This window comes from Enterococcus sp. AZ084 (assembly GCF_051714905.1).
Classification (GTDB): domain Bacteria; phylum Bacillota; class Bacilli; order Lactobacillales; family Enterococcaceae; genus Enterococcus_B; species Enterococcus_B pernyi.
In genome coordinates, this window is record NZ_JBIOSS010000001.1 from 2903772 (window position 1) to 2928092 (window position 24321).

Annotated in this window: 23 protein-coding genes and 1 other annotated feature; of the genes, 3 read left to right on the plus strand and 20 right to left on the minus strand. The window is 39.9% G+C overall.

Annotated elements, in window-relative coordinates; all coding sequences use genetic code 11:
- Positions 1–87 precede the first annotated feature (87 nt).
- From rny to yfmF, 8 genes are all read right to left on the minus strand, one after another.
- Positions 88–1644: a ribonuclease Y gene (gene rny / locus IGI79_RS13110; RefSeq protein WP_104775978.1), complete on the minus strand. Its 1557-nt coding sequence runs from the start codon at positions 1642–1644 to the stop codon at positions 88–90.
- Positions 1645–1932: 288 nt separating this feature from the next.
- Entirely contained in the window at positions 1933–2973 is a 1041-nt protein-coding gene (recA, locus tag IGI79_RS13115) for a recombinase RecA (RefSeq protein WP_019723454.1), read from the minus strand.
- A 105-nt stretch (positions 2974–3078) separates the two neighbouring features.
- Positions 3079–4323: a competence/damage-inducible protein A gene (locus IGI79_RS13120; protein WP_104775979.1), complete on the minus strand. Its 1245-nt coding sequence runs from the start codon at positions 4321–4323 to the stop codon at positions 3079–3081.
- A 404-nt stretch (positions 4324–4727) separates the two neighbouring features.
- Positions 4728–5912: an IS110 family transposase gene (locus IGI79_RS13125; protein ID WP_438846054.1), complete on the minus strand. Its 1185-nt coding sequence runs from the start codon at positions 5910–5912 to the stop codon at positions 4728–4730.
- Between the two features lie 309 nt (positions 5913–6221).
- The gene (pgsA, locus tag IGI79_RS13130; protein WP_104775991.1) at positions 6222–6800 is read right to left on the minus strand and encodes a CDP-diacylglycerol--glycerol-3-phosphate 3-phosphatidyltransferase; all 579 of its coding nucleotides are present in this window, start codon (positions 6798–6800) and stop codon (positions 6222–6224) included.
- A gap of 171 nt (positions 6801–6971) precedes the next feature.
- Positions 6972–7862 (minus strand): helix-turn-helix domain-containing protein, encoded by an 891-nt coding sequence (locus tag IGI79_RS13135; protein WP_065096451.1) that lies wholly within the window; start codon positions 7860–7862, stop codon positions 6972–6974.
- 295 nt (positions 7863–8157) lie between these two features.
- Positions 8158–9447 (minus strand): EF-P 5-aminopentanol modification-associated protein YfmH, encoded by a 1290-nt coding sequence (gene yfmH / locus IGI79_RS13140; RefSeq protein WP_195273589.1) that lies wholly within the window; start codon positions 9445–9447, stop codon positions 8158–8160.
- Positions 9440–10708, minus strand: a complete 1269-nt coding sequence (gene yfmF, locus IGI79_RS13145; protein ID WP_195273591.1) for an EF-P 5-aminopentanol modification-associated protein YfmF — start codon at positions 10706–10708, stop codon at positions 9440–9442. Before yfmF ends, yfmH begins: the two co-directional genes overlap by 8 nt.
- A 224-nt stretch (positions 10709–10932) precedes the next feature.
- Between yfmF and mscL the strand changes: the two genes are divergently transcribed.
- Positions 10933–11397: a large conductance mechanosensitive channel protein MscL gene (gene mscL / locus IGI79_RS13150; RefSeq protein WP_010734070.1), complete on the plus strand. Its 465-nt coding sequence runs from the start codon at positions 10933–10935 to the stop codon at positions 11395–11397.
- A 35-nt stretch (positions 11398–11432) separates the two neighbouring features.
- Here mscL and IGI79_RS13155 read toward each other — a convergent pair whose 3' ends face one another.
- The 12 genes from IGI79_RS13155 to IGI79_RS13210 all read right to left on the minus strand — a co-directional run bounded on the left by IGI79_RS13155 (position 11433) and on the right by IGI79_RS13210 (position 21942).
- Positions 11433–11870 (minus strand): GNAT family N-acetyltransferase, encoded by a 438-nt coding sequence (locus IGI79_RS13155; RefSeq protein ID WP_023520523.1) that lies wholly within the window; start codon positions 11868–11870, stop codon positions 11433–11435.
- Positions 11871–11963: 93 nt separating this feature from the next.
- Positions 11964–12209: a Veg family protein gene (locus IGI79_RS13160; RefSeq protein WP_010734068.1), complete on the minus strand. Its 246-nt coding sequence runs from the start codon at positions 12207–12209 to the stop codon at positions 11964–11966.
- Positions 12210–12325: 116 nt separating this feature from the next.
- The gene (locus tag IGI79_RS13165) at positions 12326–12901 is read right to left on the minus strand and encodes a sigma-70 family RNA polymerase sigma factor (RefSeq protein WP_019724411.1); all 576 of its coding nucleotides are present in this window, start codon (positions 12899–12901) and stop codon (positions 12326–12328) included.
- A gap of 77 nt (positions 12902–12978) precedes the next feature.
- A complete protein-coding gene (locus IGI79_RS13170) occupies positions 12979–13509 on the minus strand; it encodes an NYN domain-containing protein (protein ID WP_019724412.1) in 531 nt (176 codons plus the stop codon).
- A gap of 3 nt (positions 13510–13512) precedes the next feature.
- Positions 13513–14376, minus strand: coding sequence for a 23S rRNA (guanosine(2251)-2'-O)-methyltransferase RlmB (rlmB, locus tag IGI79_RS13175; protein ID WP_066025867.1), 864 nt, complete (start codon positions 14374–14376; stop codon positions 13513–13515).
- Positions 14360–14764: a Mini-ribonuclease 3 gene (locus IGI79_RS13180; protein WP_010734064.1), complete on the minus strand. Its 405-nt coding sequence runs from the start codon at positions 14762–14764 to the stop codon at positions 14360–14362. The genes rlmB and IGI79_RS13180 overlap by 17 nt, the downstream gene beginning before the upstream one ends.
- Complete coding sequence (cysS, locus tag IGI79_RS13185) at positions 14761–16173, minus strand: cysteine--tRNA ligase (RefSeq protein ID WP_104775993.1); 1413 nt, start codon at positions 16171–16173, stop codon at positions 14761–14763. Before cysS ends, IGI79_RS13180 begins: the two co-directional genes overlap by 4 nt.
- Positions 16157–16705 carry a serine O-acetyltransferase EpsC gene (gene epsC, locus IGI79_RS13190; RefSeq protein WP_010734062.1) on the minus strand — a complete coding sequence of 183 codons (549 nt, stop codon included), beginning with the start codon at positions 16703–16705 and terminating at the stop codon, positions 16157–16159. The genes cysS and epsC overlap by 17 nt, the downstream gene beginning before the upstream one ends.
- Before the next feature lie 82 nt (positions 16706–16787).
- Positions 16788–17021: a binding site (T-box leader), on the minus strand.
- Positions 17018–18478, minus strand: a complete 1461-nt coding sequence (gene gltX, locus IGI79_RS13195; RefSeq protein WP_019723036.1) for a glutamate--tRNA ligase — start codon at positions 18476–18478, stop codon at positions 17018–17020. It overlaps the preceding feature by 4 nt.
- Positions 18479–18803: 325 nt before the next feature.
- Positions 18804–19952: a PIN/TRAM domain-containing protein gene (locus tag IGI79_RS13200; RefSeq protein WP_019723035.1), complete on the minus strand. Its 1149-nt coding sequence runs from the start codon at positions 19950–19952 to the stop codon at positions 18804–18806.
- 26 nt (positions 19953–19978) lie between these two features.
- A complete protein-coding gene (gene radA / locus IGI79_RS13205; RefSeq protein WP_019723034.1) occupies positions 19979–21349 on the minus strand; it encodes a DNA repair protein RadA in 1371 nt (456 codons plus the stop codon).
- A 65-nt stretch (positions 21350–21414) separates the two neighbouring features.
- Complete coding sequence (locus IGI79_RS13210; protein ID WP_010734058.1) at positions 21415–21942, minus strand: dUTP diphosphatase; 528 nt, start codon at positions 21940–21942, stop codon at positions 21415–21417.
- A gap of 214 nt (positions 21943–22156) precedes the next feature.
- Here IGI79_RS13210 and proB point away from each other — a divergent pair, with 214 nt between their 5' ends.
- Positions 22157–22960: a glutamate 5-kinase gene (gene proB / locus IGI79_RS13215; protein ID WP_104775994.1), complete on the plus strand. Its 804-nt coding sequence runs from the start codon at positions 22157–22159 to the stop codon at positions 22958–22960.
- Entirely contained in the window at positions 22960–24207 is a 1248-nt protein-coding gene (locus tag IGI79_RS13220; RefSeq protein WP_104775995.1) for a glutamate-5-semialdehyde dehydrogenase, read from the plus strand. Before proB ends, IGI79_RS13220 begins: the two co-directional genes overlap by 1 nt.
- The last annotated feature ends 114 nt before the right edge of the window (positions 24208–24321 follow it).

Here is a 24321-nt window from a genome sequence, read left to right on the forward strand (position 1 = left end):
TGTCACGATCTGTTCTGCCCTAGAATAAAAAAAATGACCCAACAGACTAATCTAATCTGTTGGGTCATCCTATATTTTAACTATTTTTTATTTCGCATAATCGGTTGCACGAGTCTCTCGGATCACGATTACTTTGATGTGTCCTGGGTAATCCAGATCATCTTCGATGCGTTTACGGATATCGCGTACTAAGCGTACCGCATCTAAATCAGAGATTTCTTCTGGTTTAACCATGACGCGTACTTCACGTCCGGCTTGGACAGCAAAACTTGATTCAACACCGGCAAAGCTGTTTGAGATCGTTTCTAGGCTTCTCAAACGACGGATATAGTTTTCCAATGATTCGCTTCTTGCACCTGGGCGAGCTGCTGATAATGCGTCTGCAGCGGCAACTAGGACGGAAATAACAGAAGTTGCTTCGACATCGCCATGGTGAGAGGCGATCGCGTTGATCACAACCGGATTCTCTTTGTATTTCGCTGCTAGTTCTGCACCGATCTCAACATGTGAGCCTTCAATTTCATGGTCTAATGCTTTTCCGATATCATGCAGCAATCCCGCACGTTTCGCCAATTGGATATCTTCGCCTAACTCCGCTGCTAAGATTCCTGATAATTTCGCTACTTCGACCGAGTGTTTCAACACGTTTTGGCCATAACTTGTTCGGAAATGGAGACGACCCATGATCTTGATCAAATCTGGATGAAGCGTATGTGCGCCGACTTCAAAGGCTGCTTCTTCTCCATATTCTCGAATCCGTTCGTCCATTTCTTTGCGTGATTTTTCAACCATTTCTTCGATACGTGCTGGATGGATCCGTCCATCTTGAATCAGTTTTTCTAATGTCATTCGTGCGATTTCTCGACGAATTGGATCAAATCCTGAAAGAACGACTGCTTCTGGTGTATCATCAATGATCAAATCGATCCCTGTAAGGGTCTCAAGGGTCCGAATATTTCGTCCTTCACGTCCGATGATACGACCTTTCATTTCGTCATTTGGCAATGTCACGACAGACACTGTCGTTTCAGAAACTTGATCTGCTGCACAACGTTGGATAGCCAATGAAAGCAAGTTCTTCGCTTTGCGATCTGCTTCTTCTTTTGCACGTTGTTCTGATTCTTTTACCATCAAGGTCAGTTCATGATTCAACTCTTCTTCGGTTGATTTCATGATTACTTCTCTTGCATCTTCTTTCGATAAACCAGCAATTTTTTCTAATTCTTTTTGTTGATCTTCAATCAATCTTTCAACGTCTTTTTCTCGCTCTTCAATTAATTGCTGTTTTGAACTAAGTGCCTCTTCTTTACTTTCAAGTGAGTATTCTCGTTTTTCTAACGAGTCATCTTTACGATCTAACGTTTGTTCGCGTTGGATCAATCGATTTTCTTGAGATTTTAGCTCTAATTTACTTTCTCTCAGCTCACTTTCAACTTCAGAACGATATTTCTGATTTTCTTCCTTAGCTTCCAACAATGCTTCTTTTTTTAGAGTTTCTGCTTCTTTTTTTGCACCTTCAAGAATACTTGCAGCTGATGTTTTTGCACCAGCAATTTCTTTCTCATGACGTGACTTCGCAACCATAAACCCTAAACCAAGACCGACAATTAAACCGATGATAGCGAGGAGAATGTTGAGTCCCATTAAATCCACCTCCATACTATCTTTTCCATTTTTATCATCTACCAATTTCTATGATAAATTATTCTAAACTATAAATATGCTGTTGCATATGTGCATAAAAACCTGCACAAGTTTATTCTAATGTTTGTTTCCAGTAGTGTCAACTTTAAATACGAAAAGAAACGGCTTCCTTGTTTTTCAAAAAAGGGAGGTTTTGAGCGAGTGATGATTGATTTTTTTGTGCTTATTCTAGAGAAAAATAAAAAAACATCCGGTAGTTATTAGACTACCGGATACCCGCTTATTTCTTTATTCATCTAGTGGTAATTCTTCTTGTGCTTCTTCTGGTACATCAACTGGTTCACCGATGCCATAAGCTGCACGCACTAATGTAGATACTTCAGCCATCATCTCTGGATGATTTGACATATAGATCTTCGCGTTTTCACGACCTTGACCGATGCGATCTTCTTTGTAAGAATACCATGCACCACTCTTGTCAACGATATCTTTTTCAACTGCCATATCCAATAGCTCGCCTTCTTGAGAGATACCTAAGCCATACATGACATCGACTTCAGCGATTTTGAATGGTGGCGCTACTTTATTTTTTACGACTTTGATCTTTGTACGGTTACCGACAATGTCCGTTCCTTGTTTCAATTGTTCAGCACGACGTACTTCCAAACGGATCGTTGCATAGAACTTCAGCGCACGTCCTCCTGGTGTGATTTCTGGATTACCGAACATCACGCCAACTTTTTCACGAATTTGGTTGATGAAAATCGCGATCGTTTTTGTTTTGTTGATCGATCCTGACAGTTTACGTAAGGCTTGAGACATCAAACGAGCTTGTAACCCTACGTGTGAGTCACCCATCTCACCGTCGATCTCTGCACGTGGTACTAAAGCTGCTACTGAGTCGACAACGACGATATCTACTGCACCACTTGATACTAAAGCATCAGCGATCTCTAATCCTTGTTCTCCTGTATCTGGTTGAGAAAGGAGTAATTCATCGATATTTACCCCTAATTTTTGGGCATACTGCGGGTCTAAGGCATGCTCCGCATCGATAAAGGCGGCAGTCCCACCATTTTTTTGGACTTCTGCGATTGCATGAAGTGCAACCGTTGTTTTACCTGAACTTTCTGGACCGTAGACTTCAATGATCCGTCCACGAGGATAGCCACCTATCCCTAAAGCAACATCTAGTGCAAGAGAACCACTTGGAATTGTCGAGATTTGTTGGTCGATTTTTTCGCCCAGTTTCATGATCGAACCTTTCCCATAGTTCTTTTCAATTTTTTTCAATGCAGCATCTAAGGCTGCTTTACGATCATCTGCCAATACGATAATCCTCCTTATTTTTACGACTCAAAGTAACATTTCATTACGTTTATAATATCTTTTTTATTTAAAAAAAGCAAGCAAAAACCGAACAAATATTCGCATTTATTTTTTTCTTAATAGTTGCTTTCTCAGCAGATCAAATCCTTGCATAATCGCACTATTTCTGATTGCAGCACGGTCTCTCGTGAAGTGACACTCTTTTGTCTCTACGCCTTCTTTAGATGCAACGGCCAGCCAAACTGTTCCTGCAGTATGTCCTTCTAATGTGTCGGGTCCTGCCACGCCGGTAAATGCTACGGCATAATCTGTACCGACGAGCTGACGCGCGCGGATCGCCATTTGTTCTGCGCATTCTTTGCTGACTGTGCCAAACTGCTCTAACAGGTCTGGATCGATGCCTAAGAGCTTTGCTTTGGTCTCTGCTGAATAAGTCACAAAACCACCAGAAAAGACTTGAGAGACGCCAGGAATCGCTCCTAGTGCGGATTGAAAGGCTCCAGCTGTCAGACTTTCAGCCGCTGTGACTGTCTTACCCTGCTCTTTTAGTAAATCGACGACGGCTTGTGGCAACGAATAGTCATCCCCATAGCCATAAAAATATTCACCGACACGGGCTTGGATTTTTTCTTCCAGTGCGTGCAACGCTTGATTCCCTGCATGGATATCTGACGTTTTGACGGTCAATCTCAGTGTGACTTCATTTGGTTTGGCATAAGGAGCAATCGTGGGATTGATTTGTGTAGCAATCAAGTCTTTTAGATCGGTTACTAATTGTGATTCACCAATGCCATAGAAGCGCAACACTTTTGAGATCAGTTTTTCTTCTGAAGGGAATTGTTGTTCTAACAAGGGGCGTACTTGTTCTACAAACATCGGCTTCAACTCACTCGGTGGCCCAGGAAGTAAAAGATAGGCATTGCTTTTCGTTTGATAAAACGTGCCTAACGCTAAGCCAGTTCGATTAGGTAATGGTGTGCCACCTTCAATGATTTGGGACTGTTGTAAATTGTTATCCGTCATTTTTCTTTTTGTCGTTTCGAAAAATGCCAACAGTTTCTTGTAACCTTCTGTATTTTGGATCAGTTTTCTATCAAGGTGTTTTGCAACAACTTCTTTTGTTAAATCATCTTCTGTTGGTCCTAATCCACCACATAAAATGATTAGTTCACTTCTTGATTCAGCTAACTGGAGTAACTCCTCCAAACGAGTCGGATTATCCCCGACAACTGTGTGATAATAGACATCGATTCCTAGATCTGCTAACTGTTCTGATAAAAATGTCGCATTCGTATTCACGACTTGTCCAAGTAATAATTCTGTTCCTACTGCTATGATTTCAGATTTCATATTTGATCGCTTCCTTTAGTTGAGGTTGCTTTTGCAACATCTCTATTTATCTGTAAATCAGTCTTTGTTCGACTAATTGTCTCTACCAAATAGTATACGCTATTTGCTGATAGAATCATTTCTCCTTGCTCAATTTATTCTTGTGATTGCGTCTTTTTTCAAAAAATAAAAGGAAGTGGGACATTAGCACTCTTCCACCACCTAAAACCGAATAAACGGCGGGAGCAGAAGTAACCTCTACGGAAATAAGGCGCCATCCACAAAAATATGAAGAACAATTTTCGTGGATGGCGCCTTATTTCTCGAGGCTAAACACTTCTTATACGAAAACTTCCCTAAAAAAAGCAAAAAAAAGCTACTCCTTACCAACTCAAGAAAAACTCTTTAAATCGGTATAGATCAATTTAAGTAGCTATCGCTAATTGCTGTTTTCTATTACGTAAATAACTTTCTCCAAGTTCGTGGTAGCGGGACTGATCGGAAACCATCCGATAAATGATACGCAAGAGTAAATGTACGGTCGCAATAATGGCTTTTTTATGTCCGGCATTTCGCCGAATTCGAAAGAAAAAAGCTTGAATTCGATTAGGTCGCCCTTGTGAAACAGCCAGCGCCCCTTGTGCTAAAACTTTTTTTAGATACGAATTTCCTTTTCCAACGCGTTTACTTCGCGTCGTTCCTGCGCTTTGATTATTTCCTGGACTAACTCCCGCCCATGAAGCCAACTGTCCAGCTGAAGGGAAAACCTTCATATCTATTCCTATTTCTGCCAAGACAACAGCTGCCGTTCTGCGATTGATTCCTGGAATTTCCTCTAAACGTTCGACGTATTCTTCATAAGGGACGAGATAGTCGTTAATTGTTTCTTCGACTTCTAGTAATTGTTTTTCCAAGCACTCAATCTGAGTGAGATGAAGGGATAACATTTTACGATAATGAGACGTCATAAAGCCTTCTAAAGCTTCTAGTAATTGAGGCACTTTTCTACGTAATGTTGTATAAACAGACTCAAGAATAAGCGCTTCTGTCAGAGGTTTATTTTCAATTAATGCATACAATAATCCTCTACCGGATTTCCCATAGATATCTTTAATCACTGATGTTAATTTGATGCCAGCATTTTGTAACACCATATGCCCACGATTTTTTTTTCGGTTCAAATCTTCCACTAAATGTTTGCGATAGCGGGTTAAGTCTCTCAGTTCCTGAATCGGTTCTGGTGAAACAAAGCTGGTCGGAACAACGCCTAAACGAGTGAGACGAGCAATCCACTCCGCATCTTTCATATCTGTTTTTTTCCCGGGGATATTTTTGATGTGACGAGGATTCGCTAACTGCAAATCAAAATGATTTTGTAGTATCCGCCAAACACATTTCCAATAGACCCCAGTACTTTCCATACTTATGTGTGTCACTTCATAAGAAGTTAGCCAATCAGATAACTCAAACAATCCACGAGTGGTTGTATCGAAGCTACCGAAAAATTTTTCAGGGCGTTTTTTACCTTCTACAGAACGGATGACACAGGCGACAATGACTTTTTGATGAATATCTAAACCAGCACAACATGAACGTAAAACATCCTCCATAAAAAATCCCTCCTTGAAAAAAATTTCAGAAGAGGGTATTCTACCTATAGAGAATATTTATTTTTATACACAGGTTCTATGACCTAATGATTGGTGCAAATAGGTAGAATGATCCAGTTTGTCCCTCAAGGTTACTTGGAGAAGAACCTCAATAAGTGATCGACCTACAACCCACTTCTGTCTTTTTAGTATGACAGAATATGAGATGTAGGTCGATCACTTTTTGTTTTCATTCTGTTTGGTGGACGCGTTATCGACCATGGGTGTTTGTCCCGGCCTCTGCAAGGTTCACTAAGTGATTCTATGTTTTTACATGGAGCCTTTGAATACGCCACGATTCTTGATGAAGTAATCGACACCTGAATAGATGGTAAAAATCAGACAAGCGTATAACATGATTTGATCCAAGGGTACATTGATCAAGTTAAATGGGATATTATTGATGAATAATAAAATGATCGCAACCATTTGAGTAGCTGTTTTTACTTTTCCAGGCCAAGCAGCTGCCATGACTTCTCCATCTTCGACAAGCAATAATCGTAACCCTGTTACAGCCAACTCACGACAAACGATGATCGCAATCACCCATGCTGGCGCTTTTCCTTGACCTACCAACATGATAAAGGCTGTCATAACTAACATTTTGTCTGCTAATGGATCAGCAAATTTTCCGAAGTTCGTCACTAATCCTCTGGAGCGAGCAATTTTCCCATCTAGCCAATCCGTCACACTTGCTAAAGCAAAAATGATGGCACCTACTAGCTGAGTGATCGCTAATGACGTTGTTCCTACCGTTAATTGCCCCCAATCTAACGGAAGGCCGACGACTAAAATAAACACTGGAATCATACAGATTCTAAGTACAGTTAATTGATTTGGTAAATTCACAAGAACGACTCCTTTCTTTCCTATTTTACGTCAGTCCAGCAAAAGTTTCCACCAATAGTCTCTCAATTGCTAAACAAATCTTTCACTACATTATAACCTACTATCTAAACAAGAAAAGAGAGCCCAAGACGAGATTCCGGCTCTCTTTTACACGGTTGATGTTTAAACTAGTTATTCTGCATACTGCAAGGAAAGCGAAATATTCTTCAGGCTCGTATTATTCGGACCTGCGTTGATAGGCAGTTCTTCGCCATTTAATTTGACCGTTGCATTACTCGCTGCTCCAAGTGTGATCATTGCATTTGTCGTATTTTCTGGAAGTTCTGTTGTTTTTTTATCATTGGCAACCAAGGTTTCTTGATAGTGATAGTCAAACGTATTGTTCAATTGGACACCAATCCAGACACGTTCACTTGCTGTAAATTCCAATGTGATCGGTTTTTTCGCATCTTTTACCTCGATTGAAAGCGCACTTCCTGTGTCTTGTCCCGGTGTGATGGTCATTTTTTTCTCTTCTTCTGTTGATTTTGTTGTCGATTCCACGGTCGATTCAACTGTTGATTCACTTGACTCCGGTTCTTCTTCCGTGATCGAACCATCGACAGATACCGTTGAAGCTGTTCCACCAATGATCGGCTCCGATTGACGGTCTTGCCATGACATATATGCCACTACTGTGATGATTGCTACAGCGACTAATCCTAATAAAATCACTGGCAGACTTGTCCAGAATTTTGTTAGATTCTTTTCTTCTTCGTGCATGGCTTTTCTTGAACCACTCACTGTTTCTGGTTCTGGTCGTTTTTTGATGGTCTCATCTGCGAAAGATTTTTTCCCATCAAAAACATCCACTAAATAATCACCATCTTCACCAACAGCTTCTGCATATTGACGAATAAATGCACGAACATAAAATTTACCTGGCAATTGATCAAATTCGTTTTGATCGATCGATTCCAAGTAACGTTTTTGTATCTTCGTCATTTGTTGTAATTCATCTAATGATATTTTTTTGTTTAAACGGGCTTGCCGTAATTTTTCCCCGATGGTTTCAAAAGCCACTCGTTCATCTTCTCCAGTCTGTGTATTCTAGTCAGAAGGTGCTTTCTCTACTGAGGATCGACCATGTTTTCTGACTGCTTCTCATTGAATTTTTGCTTTATTCATGCTCAATGTATAGTGTTCCCTCTATATTGATCAATCTTGCACTCAATCTACTTAAGAATACCACAAAGCGAACTTACTTTGGATAACATTTCATCTGTTTTAAAGTGAAATTTAAAACTTTCTTTTATTCTTACAAAAAGCATGACGAAACAGCGAGTATGTCCAATAAATTCAGAGTTTTTTTACTGTTTCACTTTTTTGGCTGCATATAAAATTCACTAAACACATCAGCATTGATAAAAGAGCGTCCTACTTGAAGAAGATCCGTCATCTGGATTGATTCAATGATTTCTGGCAAATCAAACAATGTTTGGTCACCAAATAGACTTTGTGTAAATTGATTGGCGATGTATTCGATGGAGTTCAATGATTGGAAATACTGCCCTAACATTTTCTTTTTCAATAAGTTCAAGTTTTCTTCTGTGATTCCTTCGTCATGTTCAAAGTTCAATAGAATCTCTTTTATTTTTTTTACTGCTAGTTTTGGTTGGTCCGAATCGCCACTGAAGTCAGCAAAATGAAATTCACGATCTAAACTAAACTCAAAGCCAAAACTATCATCAATAATTCCTTCGTTGTAAAGAGCTAAATAGTTTTGTGCAGTTGGGCCTAAAAGTAATTGTAGTAACAAACGAATCGCTGTTTTATATCTGAGCAATTCTCTCCCATTTTCAGGTAACACATCGATTCCTTTGATCCCTAAAACAAATTTTTCTCGTGTGATCGCTGCTTCTAAGGTACTCATCGGCAGAACGTCTGCTTGATTTTCGGGAAAGAATCGTTCGATTTTTTGAGCGGGTGGAAATTCTTTGGCAGCTTGATTGTGGCGAATTTGCTCCATCAACTGTTCTGGTTCCAAATTACCAACTACAAATAACACCATATTGCTTGGTTGATAAAAGGTGCGATAGCAAGTATATAGATCCTCTGCTGTGATGTCAGCAATACTTTCCACCGTTCCTGCAATATCAATGTGTAATGGATGATTGGGGTATAGATTGTTTAAGATACCAAAGAATAACCGCCAATTCGGATCGTCTTCATACATCTGGATTTCTTGACCAATGATCCCTTTTTCTTTATTGACTGTTTCTTCAGTAAAATAAGGCGCTTGAACAAAATCAAGTAGGGTCAAAAGATTTTTTTCTACTTGATCTGTCGTTGAAAATAAATAGCTGGTTTTTGTAAAGCTCGTGAACGCATTCGCTGATGCTCCTTGTTGACCGAACAACTGGAACACATCGCCTTCTTCTTTTTCAAATAACTTATGTTCCAAGAAATGCGCGATCCCATCAGGAACTTTCACTTTTCCCGTTGCACCATAAGGAATAAATTCATTGTCGATCGATCCATAATTCGTACTGAATAAACCATAAGTTTTGTGATAATCGTTTTTTGGTAACAAGTAGACCGTCAAGCCATTCGGTAAGACTTCGTGATAGAGTGTTTCATTGATTTGACTATACTCTTCTTTATTCATTCTCTTCACCTCCAGCTAAAAAGAAAATTGCTTGTAATTCGATTTGGTTTGCCACTTCTTGAATATCTTCGATCGTTACACGTTCCATGCGAGCCAGCCATTCCTCATCCGACAGCTTGGTATCAGGAAGCCAGTGCGCTAAATAAGCGGACTCGATGGCTGCTTGTGGTGAATCCAAGGACAACAAATAGTGATTACGCAACATTGCTTTGGTTTGTTCAAGCTCCAATTCAGTGACTTCGCCATTCCGTAAACTTGCCAGTTGTTGATGGATCAAGTGCAAGACTTGATTCCGGTTTTTGGTCTCGATGCCGGTTTGTACAGTCAATAATCCACGAAAAGTATCAACGTTACTAGAAGCATAGTAAGCTAAACTTTCTTTTTCACGTACATTCATGAAGAGTTTGGAGTGGGGGAAACCTCCGAATAAACCATTAAAGACCATCAATGAAAAACGTTCCGGCTGATCGTAATAAACATTGGTTTGATAGGCTAGATTCAATTTGGCTTGCACCACTGGTTCTTGGATTTGTCGTTCCTTGATCACATTATCTTGTGTTTGTTGATAAAAGATTTCTGGTCGTACCACTTTTCGCTCCGTGAAAGGAAGCTCTTTTAACGCTTCGATCGCCATTGCTTCTTCGATATCACCCACCACAAAAATATCCACTTGGTCTTCCTTGATCATACGTGCATAATATTCTGCTAAGTCGCTTGATGTGATGCTTTCTAGTTCTTCAACGGACCCCATACTTGGGATTTTTTGTGCATCTGACTGTTCAAAATATAATTCTTGTAAAGCTAACGAAGCCATTGTTTGCTTGTCTTCATTTAAACTTTCCAAATATTGCTTTAAGTTATTTTTCTCTAAATCAAATGTTGCTTGATCAAATGTTTGATCGTTGATATTAGGAAAGAAAAGTACCTCTTTTAAAAAGGAAACGGCATTCGTCAAAATCGTACTGTCATTGACATACGCGCCATTGACGAAACTGATTCCCGCATTCATCCAATGTAGATTCCCTTTTTTCCGGACAGAAAAACCAAAACCAGCTCCATACAAATCAGCTAATTTCGCACTTAACTGTGTCTGATCCGGATAGTTCAAGCTATTCGTCTCTAATAAACTACTCAATAGAGAACGTTTAGTAACGATCTCTTTTTCTAAGGCTGTGGTGAACCGTACAAAAATACGGATCGTCTTAAATTGTTTAGTTGGAAGCACATGAAGGTTGACACCTTCTGTCAATTGATAGGCCATAAATAACTACTCCTTTTTGTCATGATCCTTGGATCTCTTAGCGATGATCGTTGTTGTTTCAACGACACGAAAGTTCTCTTTTTTTTGTCCGATTTTTTTTAAGAGTCATTTTCTAGTATAGCATACAAGTGATTGAACGAACGTGTGGGGATATTATTAAGCGTGTTGTTTTTACATTTTTTTATTCTTCGATATACTAGGATTAACAAGAAAGGAGAAAAACAATGATCAAAGAATTTAAAGAATTTATCATGCGAGGCGATGTGCTAGATCTAGCTGTCGGTGTAGTGATCGGTAGTGCTTTTACGGGCATTGTGAATCAAATCGTTCAAGGTCTGATTACTCCCTTAATTGGTTGGGTCGTTGCGATGATCACAGGTACCTCTGATTTGGATGGTGCATTGTCTGTTCTTGATTGGTCACCTGCGAAAGGGGTCACCTTTTCTTTTGGGAATGTTATTAGTGCAATTATTACATTTGTCATTACTGGTTTTGTTCTATTCCTAGTGGTCAAAGCAGCCAATCATGCGAAAAACTTACGTCCAAAAGAAGAAGAAGTGGTGGAAGACAAACCCACTGCGGAAGATTATCTTAGTGATATTCGCGATCTATTGGCACAACAAACAGCTGAAAATAATGCACGCCCCACTGCCCAAGCAACTTCTGAGAGCACGGATCCTAAAGCGTGAGATAAAAAAAACAGAAGGAAATTCTTCTGTTTTTTTTATGCTTGTTTTCTCATGTCTAAGTGGGGGATTCCATCTTCTAAATATACTTCTGAGATGGCCTGAAAACCAAAGGATTCATAAAATGATTGTAGATATTCTTGTGCCCCGATCACGATCGGACGTCCAGGTGCATTGGCTTCGATCGCCGCTAATGTTTGTGCCACGATTTTTTGTCCTAACCCTGACTTGCGATGCGCCTGATTGACCAAGACTCGTCCAAAATGAACTGTGTCTTCTTCTGCATAAATACGTGTATATGCCAAAATCGTACCATCTTCATCTTTAAAATAAGTATGCCATGCGATTTCATCGATCTCATCGACTTCTTGGTAAGGACAATTTTGTTCAACAACAAATACGGCGATTCGCTCTTTCACGATTGCATAAAATTCTGCTGTTGTTAGTTCTGCAAATTTTTTTACATAATGCTTCATCATCAGGACCTCCGTTCTTTCTTGCTAATAGCATAACGAGTTAGATACAAAAAAGCAAACGAACCTCATATATAATCTAGGTCCGCTTGCTTTTTAAACTGCTTCAGTTAAAAATTCGATCTCAACTGTTCGAGTAAGTACATCTGAATAACTGTAAGATACTCGTTCAAATGAATTTTCTTCAGGATCTAAGTCTACGACAAATACTGAAGGATAGGTTTCTGTTAAAACGCCTCGGCGTTCCGTTTGACGCTTTCTTCCGGTCTGTGCAACCAACATGATTTGGCTGCCGATACGACCTTCTAAATCTTTTTTGATTGTAGCTAAAGTTAGTGGCATACAATTCACCTCAATTACTATCATACCATATATAGTAAAATTTTTCAAGTTTACCATATCAAAAAAAGAAATGCAATAGAAATAAGTAAGAAAAACATTAGTAATGCTATAAAAAATCACTCATTATAATCTTTCAGATGTTTTTTTATCTTATATTTCACTCGACCGTAAGCGCTTTTTATTTGCTTCAGATCCATTGATAATTCTCTCTCCATCTCGCTAAAATCATTGCCTTGCATGTAATGTTGAAAGATTTTTGCCTCTTTTGATGAGAATTTGATATCGCAGTCCTCGAAAGCTTCTTTTAATAGTAATTGTTGCATCGCAACAGGTTCTTGGATGGTGATCTCGGCTAAAAAATCTGGTCCTTCTGTCGCTATTTTTTGTTCAATAGAAATTTCATTTTTTTGGTCTCGACGTTTTAGCGCGTTTTGCTTACGCAATAAAGAGTAGATTTGGTTACTGATAATACTTTTGTAATAACTCCCAAAACTGACACCTTTATTATTTTCGTACGTTTTAAGTGCTTGATATAGAGCAATCCTTGCTTCTTGTTCCCAATCTTCACTTACATAATTCCTTAGATAATAAATATTTTTCAACCGTAATAATAACGGGAAATATTTTTGATACAGCATAGAAAATGCTTCTTCATCTCCATTACGGGCGGCGCACAATAACTCCTCGGACATAAAATAATTCCTCCATAACTTTCGATTATGGAGGAATCTTACCATCAATTCATTGAATAACTAATCGTATCTGGCTGTTATTTTTCTTTTCTCATTAAATCGTCCAATTTTTGGGACAATTTTTCTAATTGTTCTTCATTCCACGGAGAATTTCGTCGAAAATCAATAAAACGCATATTTATATTATCTTGGGTAATATTTTTTTCTGTTTTTTTGATTGTTTTATATAATTCGTACGCGGAAGTTCGTAAGGCACCTTGTGAAAAAATCACCCATTGTTCTGCTAAGTCACTCGTTGCGACAGTCACTTGCGTCAAACGAGTATTCAACTCTCCAGCGATCCGCTCGATATACGTATCTGCCGTTTCATCCTCTTTTGTGAACACGACTTCTAATTGGTATTTTCGATAATTTTGTTGGATACCTGGAACTAATTGTGCATCAAAGACGACGATTACTTCAATACCTTCATATTTTGCATAATTCGATAAACGATGCAACAAGGCTTCTCTGGCATCCGCCATTTTATCTTGCTTTTTCAGTGCCACTAATTCCGGCCAAGAACCGATCATATTATAGCCATCGACGATCAACAGCTGCTTCTTCATGCCTTATCCCCCCTGACGCTGAGAAAAAGCCTGATACATCAGTAGTCCAGCCGCAACACTCGCGTTCAAGCTTTGAACATGACCGACCATAGGGATCGTCAATAGCTCATCCATTTCTTTCTTCAAGCCTGCACTCATGCCACGACCTTCGTTACCGATCACTAACGCTATCGATCCTTTTGCATTCCATGATTGGAAATTCGTTCCTTCCATATCCGTTCCGAATACCCAAAATTGTTGCTCTTTTAGCTGCTGGACAGTTTGAACTAAGTTTGTCACACGAGCCACTGGCACGTGTTCAACGGCGCCTGTCGATGTTTTCGTCACGATTGGCGTGATTCCGACTGCGCGATGTTTAGGAATGATGACACCATCCACCCCACTGGCATCTGCCGTTCGTAAAATCGAACCAAAATTGTGAGGATCTTCGATACTGTCCAAGATCAAGAAAAAGGGTGTTTCCGTTTTGCTCTTCGCCTGTTCCAATAGTTGATCCAACGTCAGATATTCATAAGGCGTGATGGCCAATACCACCCCTTGATGAACACCACGATCACTCAGTAGGTCTAATTTCTGCTTAGGGACCCACTTGACCGGCACCGATTGTTCTCGAGCAATATTTTTCAACTCTTCAACCTTGTCGCCCCGTGAATCTTCTTGGAGGAACAATTTATTTCCACGACCTTGTTGCAAAGCTTCGACTGTCGCATGATGACCAAATACAAAATTGTCTTCACTCGTTGTGTCCTCTTGACCAACATAAACTGTTTCCTTCTTGGCACTACGTTTCTCATTGCCTTTTGTAAAACGTTGAGAATCTTTTTTGTTTCGTTTTTGATAATTACGTTCTTTATTTTCTTTCCTCATGGGTTTCACCTACTTTCTCAATACACCAATTGATCAATTCTTCCATACGTTCGGTTTGTTTTGTTAGATGTAAGTAGCCCATCAAGGCTTCAAACCCTGTTGCAACGCGATAAGTGGTAATATCCGCATTTTTTGCACTCGTATGGCTTTTGGCATTTCTACCCCTGCGATAGTAAAGTTCTTCATTTTCTGTTAACAGGTTTTCTTGCAACATTTGTTGGATCAAAAAAGCTTGTGCCTTTGCCGAAACATAGTGTGTCGCTGCTCGGTGCAGTTTATTCGGCTTTGTTTCACCTTTTTCAATCAAGTAATCTCGAATATAGATTTCGTAGATAGCATCTCCAACATAAGCAAGTGCTAAACCATTTAGTTGTGTATGATCTCTCATGCTTCTCTTCTCCAACGAGTACCTTGTGGAGTGTCATCTAACAAGATACCTTTTTCTTTTAATTGGTCTCGAATTTCATCACTACGAGCGAAATCTCGGTTTTTTCTGGCTTGTGTTCGTTCTTCGATCAGTTGCTCGATTTCTTCATCCAACATTTCTGCTGTCGTAAATAAGATACCAAAGATCGACAACCATTGGGTAAATAGTGCCTCACTTTTGGATAGGATCGTTTTGGAGACAGTCGGTTGTTCCAAATACGTATTGATCCATTTTGCTAATTCATAGACAACTGTGATGCCGTTAGCCGCATTGAAATCATCGTCCATCTCTTTGATGAATCGTGTTTCCAATTGTTCCAGTTCTGTTACTTGTCTCTCATCTTCTGACTGAGACTCCACCGCATTTTCAAAACGGAAGTTTAGATTATCAAACGTATTTTTCAATCGTTGTAAGTTTGTCGCTGCTTCTTTCATCGTTGCTTCACTATAGCGAATCGGTCGACGATATTGTGTGGTTGCCATAAAGAAGCGTAACACTTGTGGGTCTACCTCTTGGATCATTTCATGGACAGTGATAAAGTTCCCTAAAGACTTACTCATTTTTTGATCGTCTTCACCAATCGTCACATAGCCATTGTGCATCCAATAGTTCGCAAATTTTTTGCCTGTTTTCGCTTCACTTTGGGCAATTTCGTTCTCATGATGAGGGAACTCCAAGTCTTGTCCACCACCATGGATATCGATTGTCTCACCTAAATGTTTCGTTGCCATCACGGAACATTCGATATGCCACCCTGGACGTCCTTCGCCCCATGGCGATTCCCATGAAATTTCGCCTGGTTTTGCTTTTTTCCACAAGGCAAAGTCTAAAGGATCTTCTTTTTGTTGCTGTTCTGCGCCAGTACGTTGACTTGCACCAATCTCTAACTCGTCTATCGATTGATCACTCAATTGACCATAATCAGTAAATTTACGCGTACGATAATAAACATCGCCATTCGATTCATAAGCAAAACCTTTGGCGATCAATGTTTGGATGAACACACGAATATCTTCCATGTGATCCATTACTCTTGGATGGCTCGTTGCTGGCTGCACATTCAATGCTTTCGTATCTTCTTCAAAAGCTTTGATAAAACGATCAGCAACTTCAGGTGCCGTGATCCCAAGCTCATTGGCAGCCTTGATGATTTTATCATCCACATCTGTAAAATTCGATACGTAGTTCACTTGATATCCACGGTATTCCAAATAGCGTCGAATCGTGTCAAACGCAATCGTACTTCGGGCATTGCCAATGTGGATATAATTATAAACAGTTGGTCCGCAAACATACATTGAAACTTGTCCTTCTTTTAAAGGAACAAAAGTCTCTTTTTCTCTTGATAGCGTATTATAGATTTTTATCATTCTCATCCCCTACTTTCTCTCCATTGATTCGGACAACTTTTGCTGGTATCCCTACTGCTGTTGCCCCATCAGGTATATCTTTTAAGACGACTGCGCCTGCACCGATTTTCGCATCTTTTCCTATGGTGATCGGTCCTAAGATTTGGGCATTGGCTGACAACATTGCGCCTTTTTTGACGGTTGGATGTCTTTTCCCCGTTTCTTTTCCAGTCCCCCCTAAAGTGACACCATGAAACAAGACGACATCATCTTCGATTTCTGCTGTTTCTCCAATAACGATTCCCATACCGTGATCGATAAATACACCCGTTCCGATCGTCGCTCCTGGATGTATCTCTATTCCCGTAATAAATCGCCAAAATTGGGCATTCATTTTGGCAATCAAATAGAGACGATGGCGATATAAATAATGGGAGAAACGATGCCAAAATAATGCATGTAGCCCAGGATAGGTCAAAATGACCTCTGCTGTGGTACGCGCTGCTGGATCATTTTTCTTTACGGCAATGACAGCTCGTTTGAACCATTCCATCGACTTCCTCTCCTTTCCTTTTTCGACTGTATGTAAGAACAACGAAAGACAACTAAAAAACGTCTTTTAATAAGTTCCCTTATTAAAAGACGCTATGAGGCGTGGTTCCACTTTTTTTCATAATCAAATGATTATCTCTAACAGGTAACGTCTGCTATTCGTTCTTCGCTACTTTCAAGGATTGAGATTGATCAACCCCCTCTTCGCAAAGACCACTCCCAGAGGCATTTCAAAAAAGAACAATTGACAACTTACACCACCCGTTGACTCTCTTGAAACCATTCTTTTTTTACTTCTTTCTGTTCATCGTGTTTAGTTCAATACTTGGTTTAAATGTGCTAAAGATTTTTCTTTTCCTAACAATTCGATTGTTTCTGGTAATTCAGGTCCATGCATTTGTCCTGAAACAGCGACACGAATCGGCATAAACAGGTTCTTTCCTTTTACCCCTGTTTCTTTTTGTACTGCTTTGATTGCTGCTTTGACTGTTGGTGCATCTACCGCTTCCATTTGAGTAAGTTGTTCTTTGAAAGCTTTCAACACAGTCGGAACCGTTTCACCCGCTAATACTTCTTTGGCTGCTTCATCTAATACAGGATGTTCGTTAAAGAATAATGTTGATACTTCAACGATTTCGGCTGCATAACTCATTTGTGGTTGGTACAGACGAACAATTTTTTTCACCCATTCGATTGTTTGTGCATCTGGATTTTCTTGCACACGACCATCAGCGATCAAATAAGGTAAACACATTTCTGTCAATGCATCTAGATCCATTTCTTTGATGTAATGGTTGTTCACCCATTGTAATTTTTTCGCGTCAAATGCTGCTGGTGATTTGCTCAAGCGCTGTGGATCAAACATTTTGATCAATTCTTCTTGACTGAACAATTCATCTTCACCGACAGGAGACCAGCCTAGTAAAGCAATAAAATTGAACATCGCTTCTGGTAAGTAGCCTAATTCACGGTATTGTTCGATAAATTGTAAAATCGATTCATCACGTTTACTTAATTTTTTGCCCGTTTCAGAATTGATGATCAAGGTCATATGCCCAAATGTTGGCGCAGTCCAACCAAATGCTTCATAGATCATTAATTGTTTTGGTGTATTCGCAATATGATCATCCCCACGTAATACGTGAGTGATCTTCATTAAGTGATCGTCAACAGCTACCGCAAAGTTATAGGTTGGCATACCATCGCGTTTTTGGATGACATAATCCCCACCGATATTGTCTGATTCAAAGGTGATATCTCCTTTGACCATGTCGGTAAACGCATATTCTGTATTGCGTGGCACACGGAAACGAATCACTGGTACAATGCCTTCTGCTTCTTTTTTCGCTTGTTCTTCAGGTGACAAGTTCGCACAAGTCCCAGCGTAGTGAGGCATTTCGCCACGCGCACGTTGCGCTTCACGTTCTGCTTCTAATTCTTCTTCAGAACAATAGCATTTGTAAGCACGATTGCTTGCTAATAACTGATCGATCCATGGTTGGTAGATTTCTTTTCTTTCAGATTGACGGTAAGGACCGTATTCACCTGGATTTTCAGGTGATTCATCCCATTCCATCCCTAACCATGCAAGATTCTCTAATTGGCTTTTTTCGCCATCTTCAATATTTCGTTTTTGGTCAGTGTCCTCAATGCGGATAATGAAATCTCCATCATTGTGACGGGCAAATAAATAATTGAATAATGCAGTTCGTGCATTCCCAATATGCAAATGCCCTGTTGGACTTGGTGCATAACGTACGCGTACTTTCGTCATTTTCTTCCTCTTCTTTCAAACTAGACTTTGAGACGCCAAAAACAACTGACAATACAATATCTTATCAGATTGTTTTGGGTTGGATCTCCTTTAGCGATAAATGTTGAAATTTAAAGCTACTCAGCACAAATTTTACCTTTTATACGTTAAATAGTAAAGAGATTATGAAAAAGTCATTCAAATCTACGTAAGAAGGCGGGAATCGAAAAAATAGTTTGGCCTACTTTTCAATCCTCGCCTACTCCACCTAAACTGAGGAAGCAAAAACCATCTCTCTAAAAAATCTGACGATGTCTAACTGCCTCATATTTACCATATTGCGTTTTTATTTCGCTTTTTTCTCATTTTCACGCTTATTGTCGATTCCTCGACCCGCATGAGCAGGTTTTGCAAAGATCATGCGTCCGGCAGCTGTTTGTAGTGCACTCGTTACCACGACTTCGATCCGTTCATTCATGTAGTGTTGTCCATCTTCTACAACCACCATTGTACCGTCATCTAGATAAGCCACTCCTTGTTGACGTTCTGTACCTGCTTTGACCACTAGTACATTCATATTCTCACCAGGGATAACGACTGGCTTCACTGCGTTAGCAAGTGCATTGATATTGAGAACAGGTACATTTTGAAATTCAGAGACTTTGTTAAGATTATAATCATTGGTCACGATGACACCATCTAATAGTTTTGCCAATTTGATCAGCTTACTATCTACTTCACTGATGTCTTCAAAATCACCATCATACATCTCAACTGAAATACCTTCTTCTTTTTGTAACGCGTTCAAAATATCTAGTCCGCGACGTCCACGTACCCGCTTCAGGCTATCGCCAGAATCAGCGATATATTGTAATTCATACAGGACGAAATTTGGGATCATCAAGGTTCCTTCTAGAAATCCTGTTTTTGTAATATCGTAAATACGTCCATCAATAATGACGCTTGTGTCTAAAATTTTATATTTATGAAAATGATCATCTAATTTGCGTTCTAATAACTGACTTTCCACCTGACTAGGTGTTTCTTGCTCCACCTTTTTGCTTCTAGGTCCAAATATTTTCTTCCATTCTTCGATGCGGGTCGTTCCCATTCGCAAGCCCAAATAGCCAAGGATCACCATCAATAAGATGGGTAAAACACTGTTCACAAAAGGTATTTCAATATTGTAAAGCGGCGTTGAGATCACAACCCCCAACGTTAGGCCAATAATTGCACCGATTGCGCCAAATAAGAGATACGTCAAGCTGACCTCACTTAATTTTTCTTCAATTTGCTTGATGACTGCTGTTATATGTTTTGCCAATAGCAAAGATAATAGAAAGAAAATAAGTGCACCTAACAAGCTATTGGTAAAGGTGTTATTCAGCCATCCATTCGTCTGTTGACCGATCGCCTGCCAAGCTGTAGGTAAAAAAGAAATCCCTAAGCTGGCACCAACGATGATCATCAGTAAGGTGATGACACGTTTTTGCATCCTGTTTCCTCCATTTCATTTTGATTTTAGCGAAATACTCGTCTAAGAGTTTCATCAAGTGTAGCAACACCTACGACTTCGATACCCTCTGGAATATTCCAACCACCTAAATTATTTTTAGGTAAATATACTTTTGTAAAACCTAATTTTTGTACTTCTTTGACTCGTTGTTCAATTTGGTTGACTCTTCTGATTTCACCAGTCAGACCGATTTCTCCAATAAAACACTCCGTTGGTTGCGTTCCTTTTTCTTTGTAACTAGACGCAATACTGACTGCAATCGCTAAGTCGATTGCAGGTTCATTTAATTTTACCCCACCAGCTGCTTTTAAGTAAGCATCTTGATTTTGCAACAATAATCCTGCCCGTTTTTCTAAGACTGCCATGATCAATGACACCCGATTAAAGTCTAAACCAGTCGTTGTTCGTTTGGCATTTCCGAACATCGTAGGCGTGACTAAGGCTTGGATCTCAACCAAGATCGGACGTGTACCTTCCATGGCGACAACGATCGCTGAACCTGTCGCCCCATCCAATCGTTCTTCTAAGAAAATCTGTGAAGGATTGGCTACTTCTTCAAGGCCATGGGCGTGCATCTCAAAAATACCGATCTCATTGGTGGAACCAAAACGATTTTTGACGGCACGCAAAATGCGAAAACTATGATGTTGCTCACCTTCAAAATACAAGACCGTATCAACCATGTGCTCTAACATGCGCGGACCTGCAATCGAGCCTTCTTTCGTGACATGACCTACTATAAAGATAGCAATACCGTTTGTTTTTGCGATTTTCAATAGCTCAGCTGTGGTTTCTCGCACTTGACTAACACTACCAGCGACACTCGTAATATCAGGTTGAGTCATTGTTTGGATCGAATCGATGATGACATAATCAGGTGAAATTTGTTCGATGGCTCGACTGATTTCATTCATATCTGTCTCTGCATACAAGTAAAACTCTGTGTCGATCGAACCTAATCGTTCTGCACGCAACTTGATTTGGTCCGCACTCTCTTCTCCCGATACGTAAAGGACTTTTCCACCAATAGCAGCCAGTTGCTGTGATACTTGCAAGAGTAAGGTGGATTTTCCGATACCAGGGTCGCCACCGATCAAAACCATCGAGCCAGGGACCACACCACCGCCTAAAACACGGTTCAATTCTTCTAGCTTCGTCTTTACTCGTGGTTCTTTCTTAGGAACCACCTCAGCAATTTTTGTTGGCTTGGCTTTTTCTCCGGTCAAACTCGTTCGTACTCTGCGGTCCGTTGTATCTTGTTCGATTTCTTCAACCATGGTATTCCATTTGCCACAATTTGGGCAACGTCCTAAAAATTTAGGCGACACATAGCCACAATTTTGACAAACAAATTGAACTTTTGCTTTTTTGGCCATTTCGGTGTACCACCTGTCTTTCATTTTACTTTTCTTGAGTTAAAGATAACTTAAATCTACTTTGCTTATTGGTTGGATGAACCAAATCCACCTTGACGAGCATTAGCGGTTTGATCTTGGTCCGCTTTTAAGAACGGTAGGAAGATTCCTTGCCCAATTCTTTCCCCTTTTTTGATCACTACATCTTTGAAACCAAAATTCGTGAATTGGAACATGATATGCCCTTCATTTGCTTCGTTATTATAATAGTCACTATCGATCACGCCGACACCATTCGTCAAAATCAAAAAACGTTTTAATGGATTGCTCGAACGATTGGCTAATTGTAAGAATTCATCCTCACCCATATACGCTTTGATTCCTGTAGGCACTAAAACGGGTTTGATTTTCTTTTCCTCTGCTGACATTTCAGAGATCAGCGCATCTGATACAGCTGTTAGTCCTTGCTTGAACCCGGCTTTCCAAACACTTGGAATCACCACATCTTCTGCTGCTTCAAAATCATAACCGGCAGCGTGATGAGTCGCTCTTTGCGGCAATTGGATCTGTTGATCCTGATAACGTGTAATTACTTCAAAACCTCTTTTATTCACCGAATCCCTCCCAGAGTAAACTAGTTCTATTTTAACATACCAAGCGACTGAATACCCAAAGTTAACGAATTCTTCATGAAATTCCTTTCTCTATTTAAGAAACAAATTTATTGATTTTTTGAAAAAAAGTTTATTAAAACATGACTTTATGATTGAAAACAAGTAGAATAGAGCAAAATCATTTCTGTGTAAAAAAGATTAGTTGAGGTGCACCATGCGAAAAGAAATAATAGAAGCAAAACGAATCATTATAAAAGTAGGAACAAGTACGTTGATCTATCCAAATGGCAACATCAATTTGGGTGCGATCGATCAACTCGCTTTTGTTCTCTCTGACCTTCGTAATCAAGGCAAAGAAATCGTCTTAGTCTCTTCCGGTGCAGTAGGTGTTGGAATGCACAAGATGAATCTAGCAAAGCGTCCTAATACGATCCCCGCACAACAAGCGATTGCAGCAATTGGACAAGCTGAATTGATGAATATCTATAATCAACGGTTCAGTGCGTATGGTCAACAAACGGCCCAAATCTTAGTGACGCGGGATGTTATCGATTACCCTGAAAGCCGAAAAAATGTTGTCAATACGTTAGAACAGCTACTAGCAATGGGAACCATTCCGATCGTCAATGAAAATGACACCGTTGCAGTTGATGAATTAGATCACTCCACCAAATTTGGCGACAATGATCAGTTATCTGCGATCGTTACCAAACTGATTGCCGCTGATCTACTCATCATTCTTTCAGATATCGACGGTTTTTATACGGATAATCCAACCATCAATCCTGACGCTGAAATGTATCAAACAGTTACCGCGATCGACGATGAACTGATGGCCCAAGCAGGTGGTGCTGGTAGTGCCTACGGAACTGGTGGGATGGCAAGCAAACTAAAAGCAGCTTTAAGGATCTTTGAAGCAAATCGTCCAATGATCTTAGCAAACGGAAAAAATCCAGCAATCATTTTTGATATTTTAGCTGGAAAAGAAATCGGCACATTATTTAAGGAGGTTTTATAATGACTGATCTTAACCAACTTGGGAAACAAGCAAAAAAAGGCGCGCGAGAACTTGCTTTGATGCCGACTAAACAAAAAAATGATTTATTGTTGCAAATGGCACAAACAATCAAGAGAAATCAACTAGCCATTCTTGAAGCCAATCAAAAAGACTTAGATCAAGCGACAGAAAATAATATTAGTGAAACAATGCAAGATCGTTTACGGCTAACACCAGAACGCATCCATACAATGGCGGAAGAAATCATTAAAGTGGCGCAACTAGACGACCCAATCGGAAAAGTCGATCACATGTGGCAAAACGAAGATGGTTTATTGATTGGCAAGAAACGTGTCCCTCTAGGTGTCATCGGCATGATCTACGAATCACGTCCGAATGTGACAACTGATGCGGCAAGTCTCGCATTTAAATCAGGAAATGCAGTGATTTTACGTGGTGGAAAAGAAGCCTTCCATTCCAATCAACTGTTGGTTGAATTACTTCAAGCAACATTGGGAAATGCTGAAGTTTCGCCTTACGCGATCCAATTCGTGGATGATACCTCTCATGAGACGGCTGCGGAATTGATGCGATTAACGGATTATTTAGACGTATTGATTCCCCGAGGTGGTACTTCGTTGATCAAACGTGTGAAAGAGCAAGCCACTGTACCAATCATTGAAACGGGTACCGGCAACAACCATATCTATATCGATAAAGAAGCACAATTAGCCATGGCAGTGGATATCATTGTGAACGCCAAAACATCTCGCCCTTCTGTCTGTAACGCTGCCGAGACTTTGCTGATCCATTCAGAGATCGCACCTTTCTTCTTGCCATCTATTGAGCAAGCACTGGTTGAACATGGTGTCTCTCTACATGCAGATGCTCGCGCGTTAGATTATTTAGAGACCGCAACCTTAGCAGACGAAACCGATTGGGATACAGAATATTTGGATTATATTTTAGCGGTTAAGATCGTTGATTCTTTGGACGAAGCAATCGAACATATCAACCGTCACAATACACAACATTCCGAAGCTATCGTGACGGACAGTTACACAGCAAGCCAACGCTTTTTAAATGAAGTTGATGCAGCTGCTGTTTACGTCAATGCGTCCACTCGCTTCACGGATGGTTCAGTTTTTGGCTTTGGTGCAGAAATCGGTATCTCTACACAAAAACTTCATGCTAGAGGTCCAATGGGTTTGAATGAATTGACGACGACAAAATATATCATCTACGGAGACGGACAAATTCGTGAATAATGTTTCACGGGAAACATTTTATGTGCGAGTTGTCTTTCATAATAAAGTTACGTAAAAATCAGATTATTCTTTATTAAAAGAAAAAAATAAGACGACATCCACAAAATTTTAAAA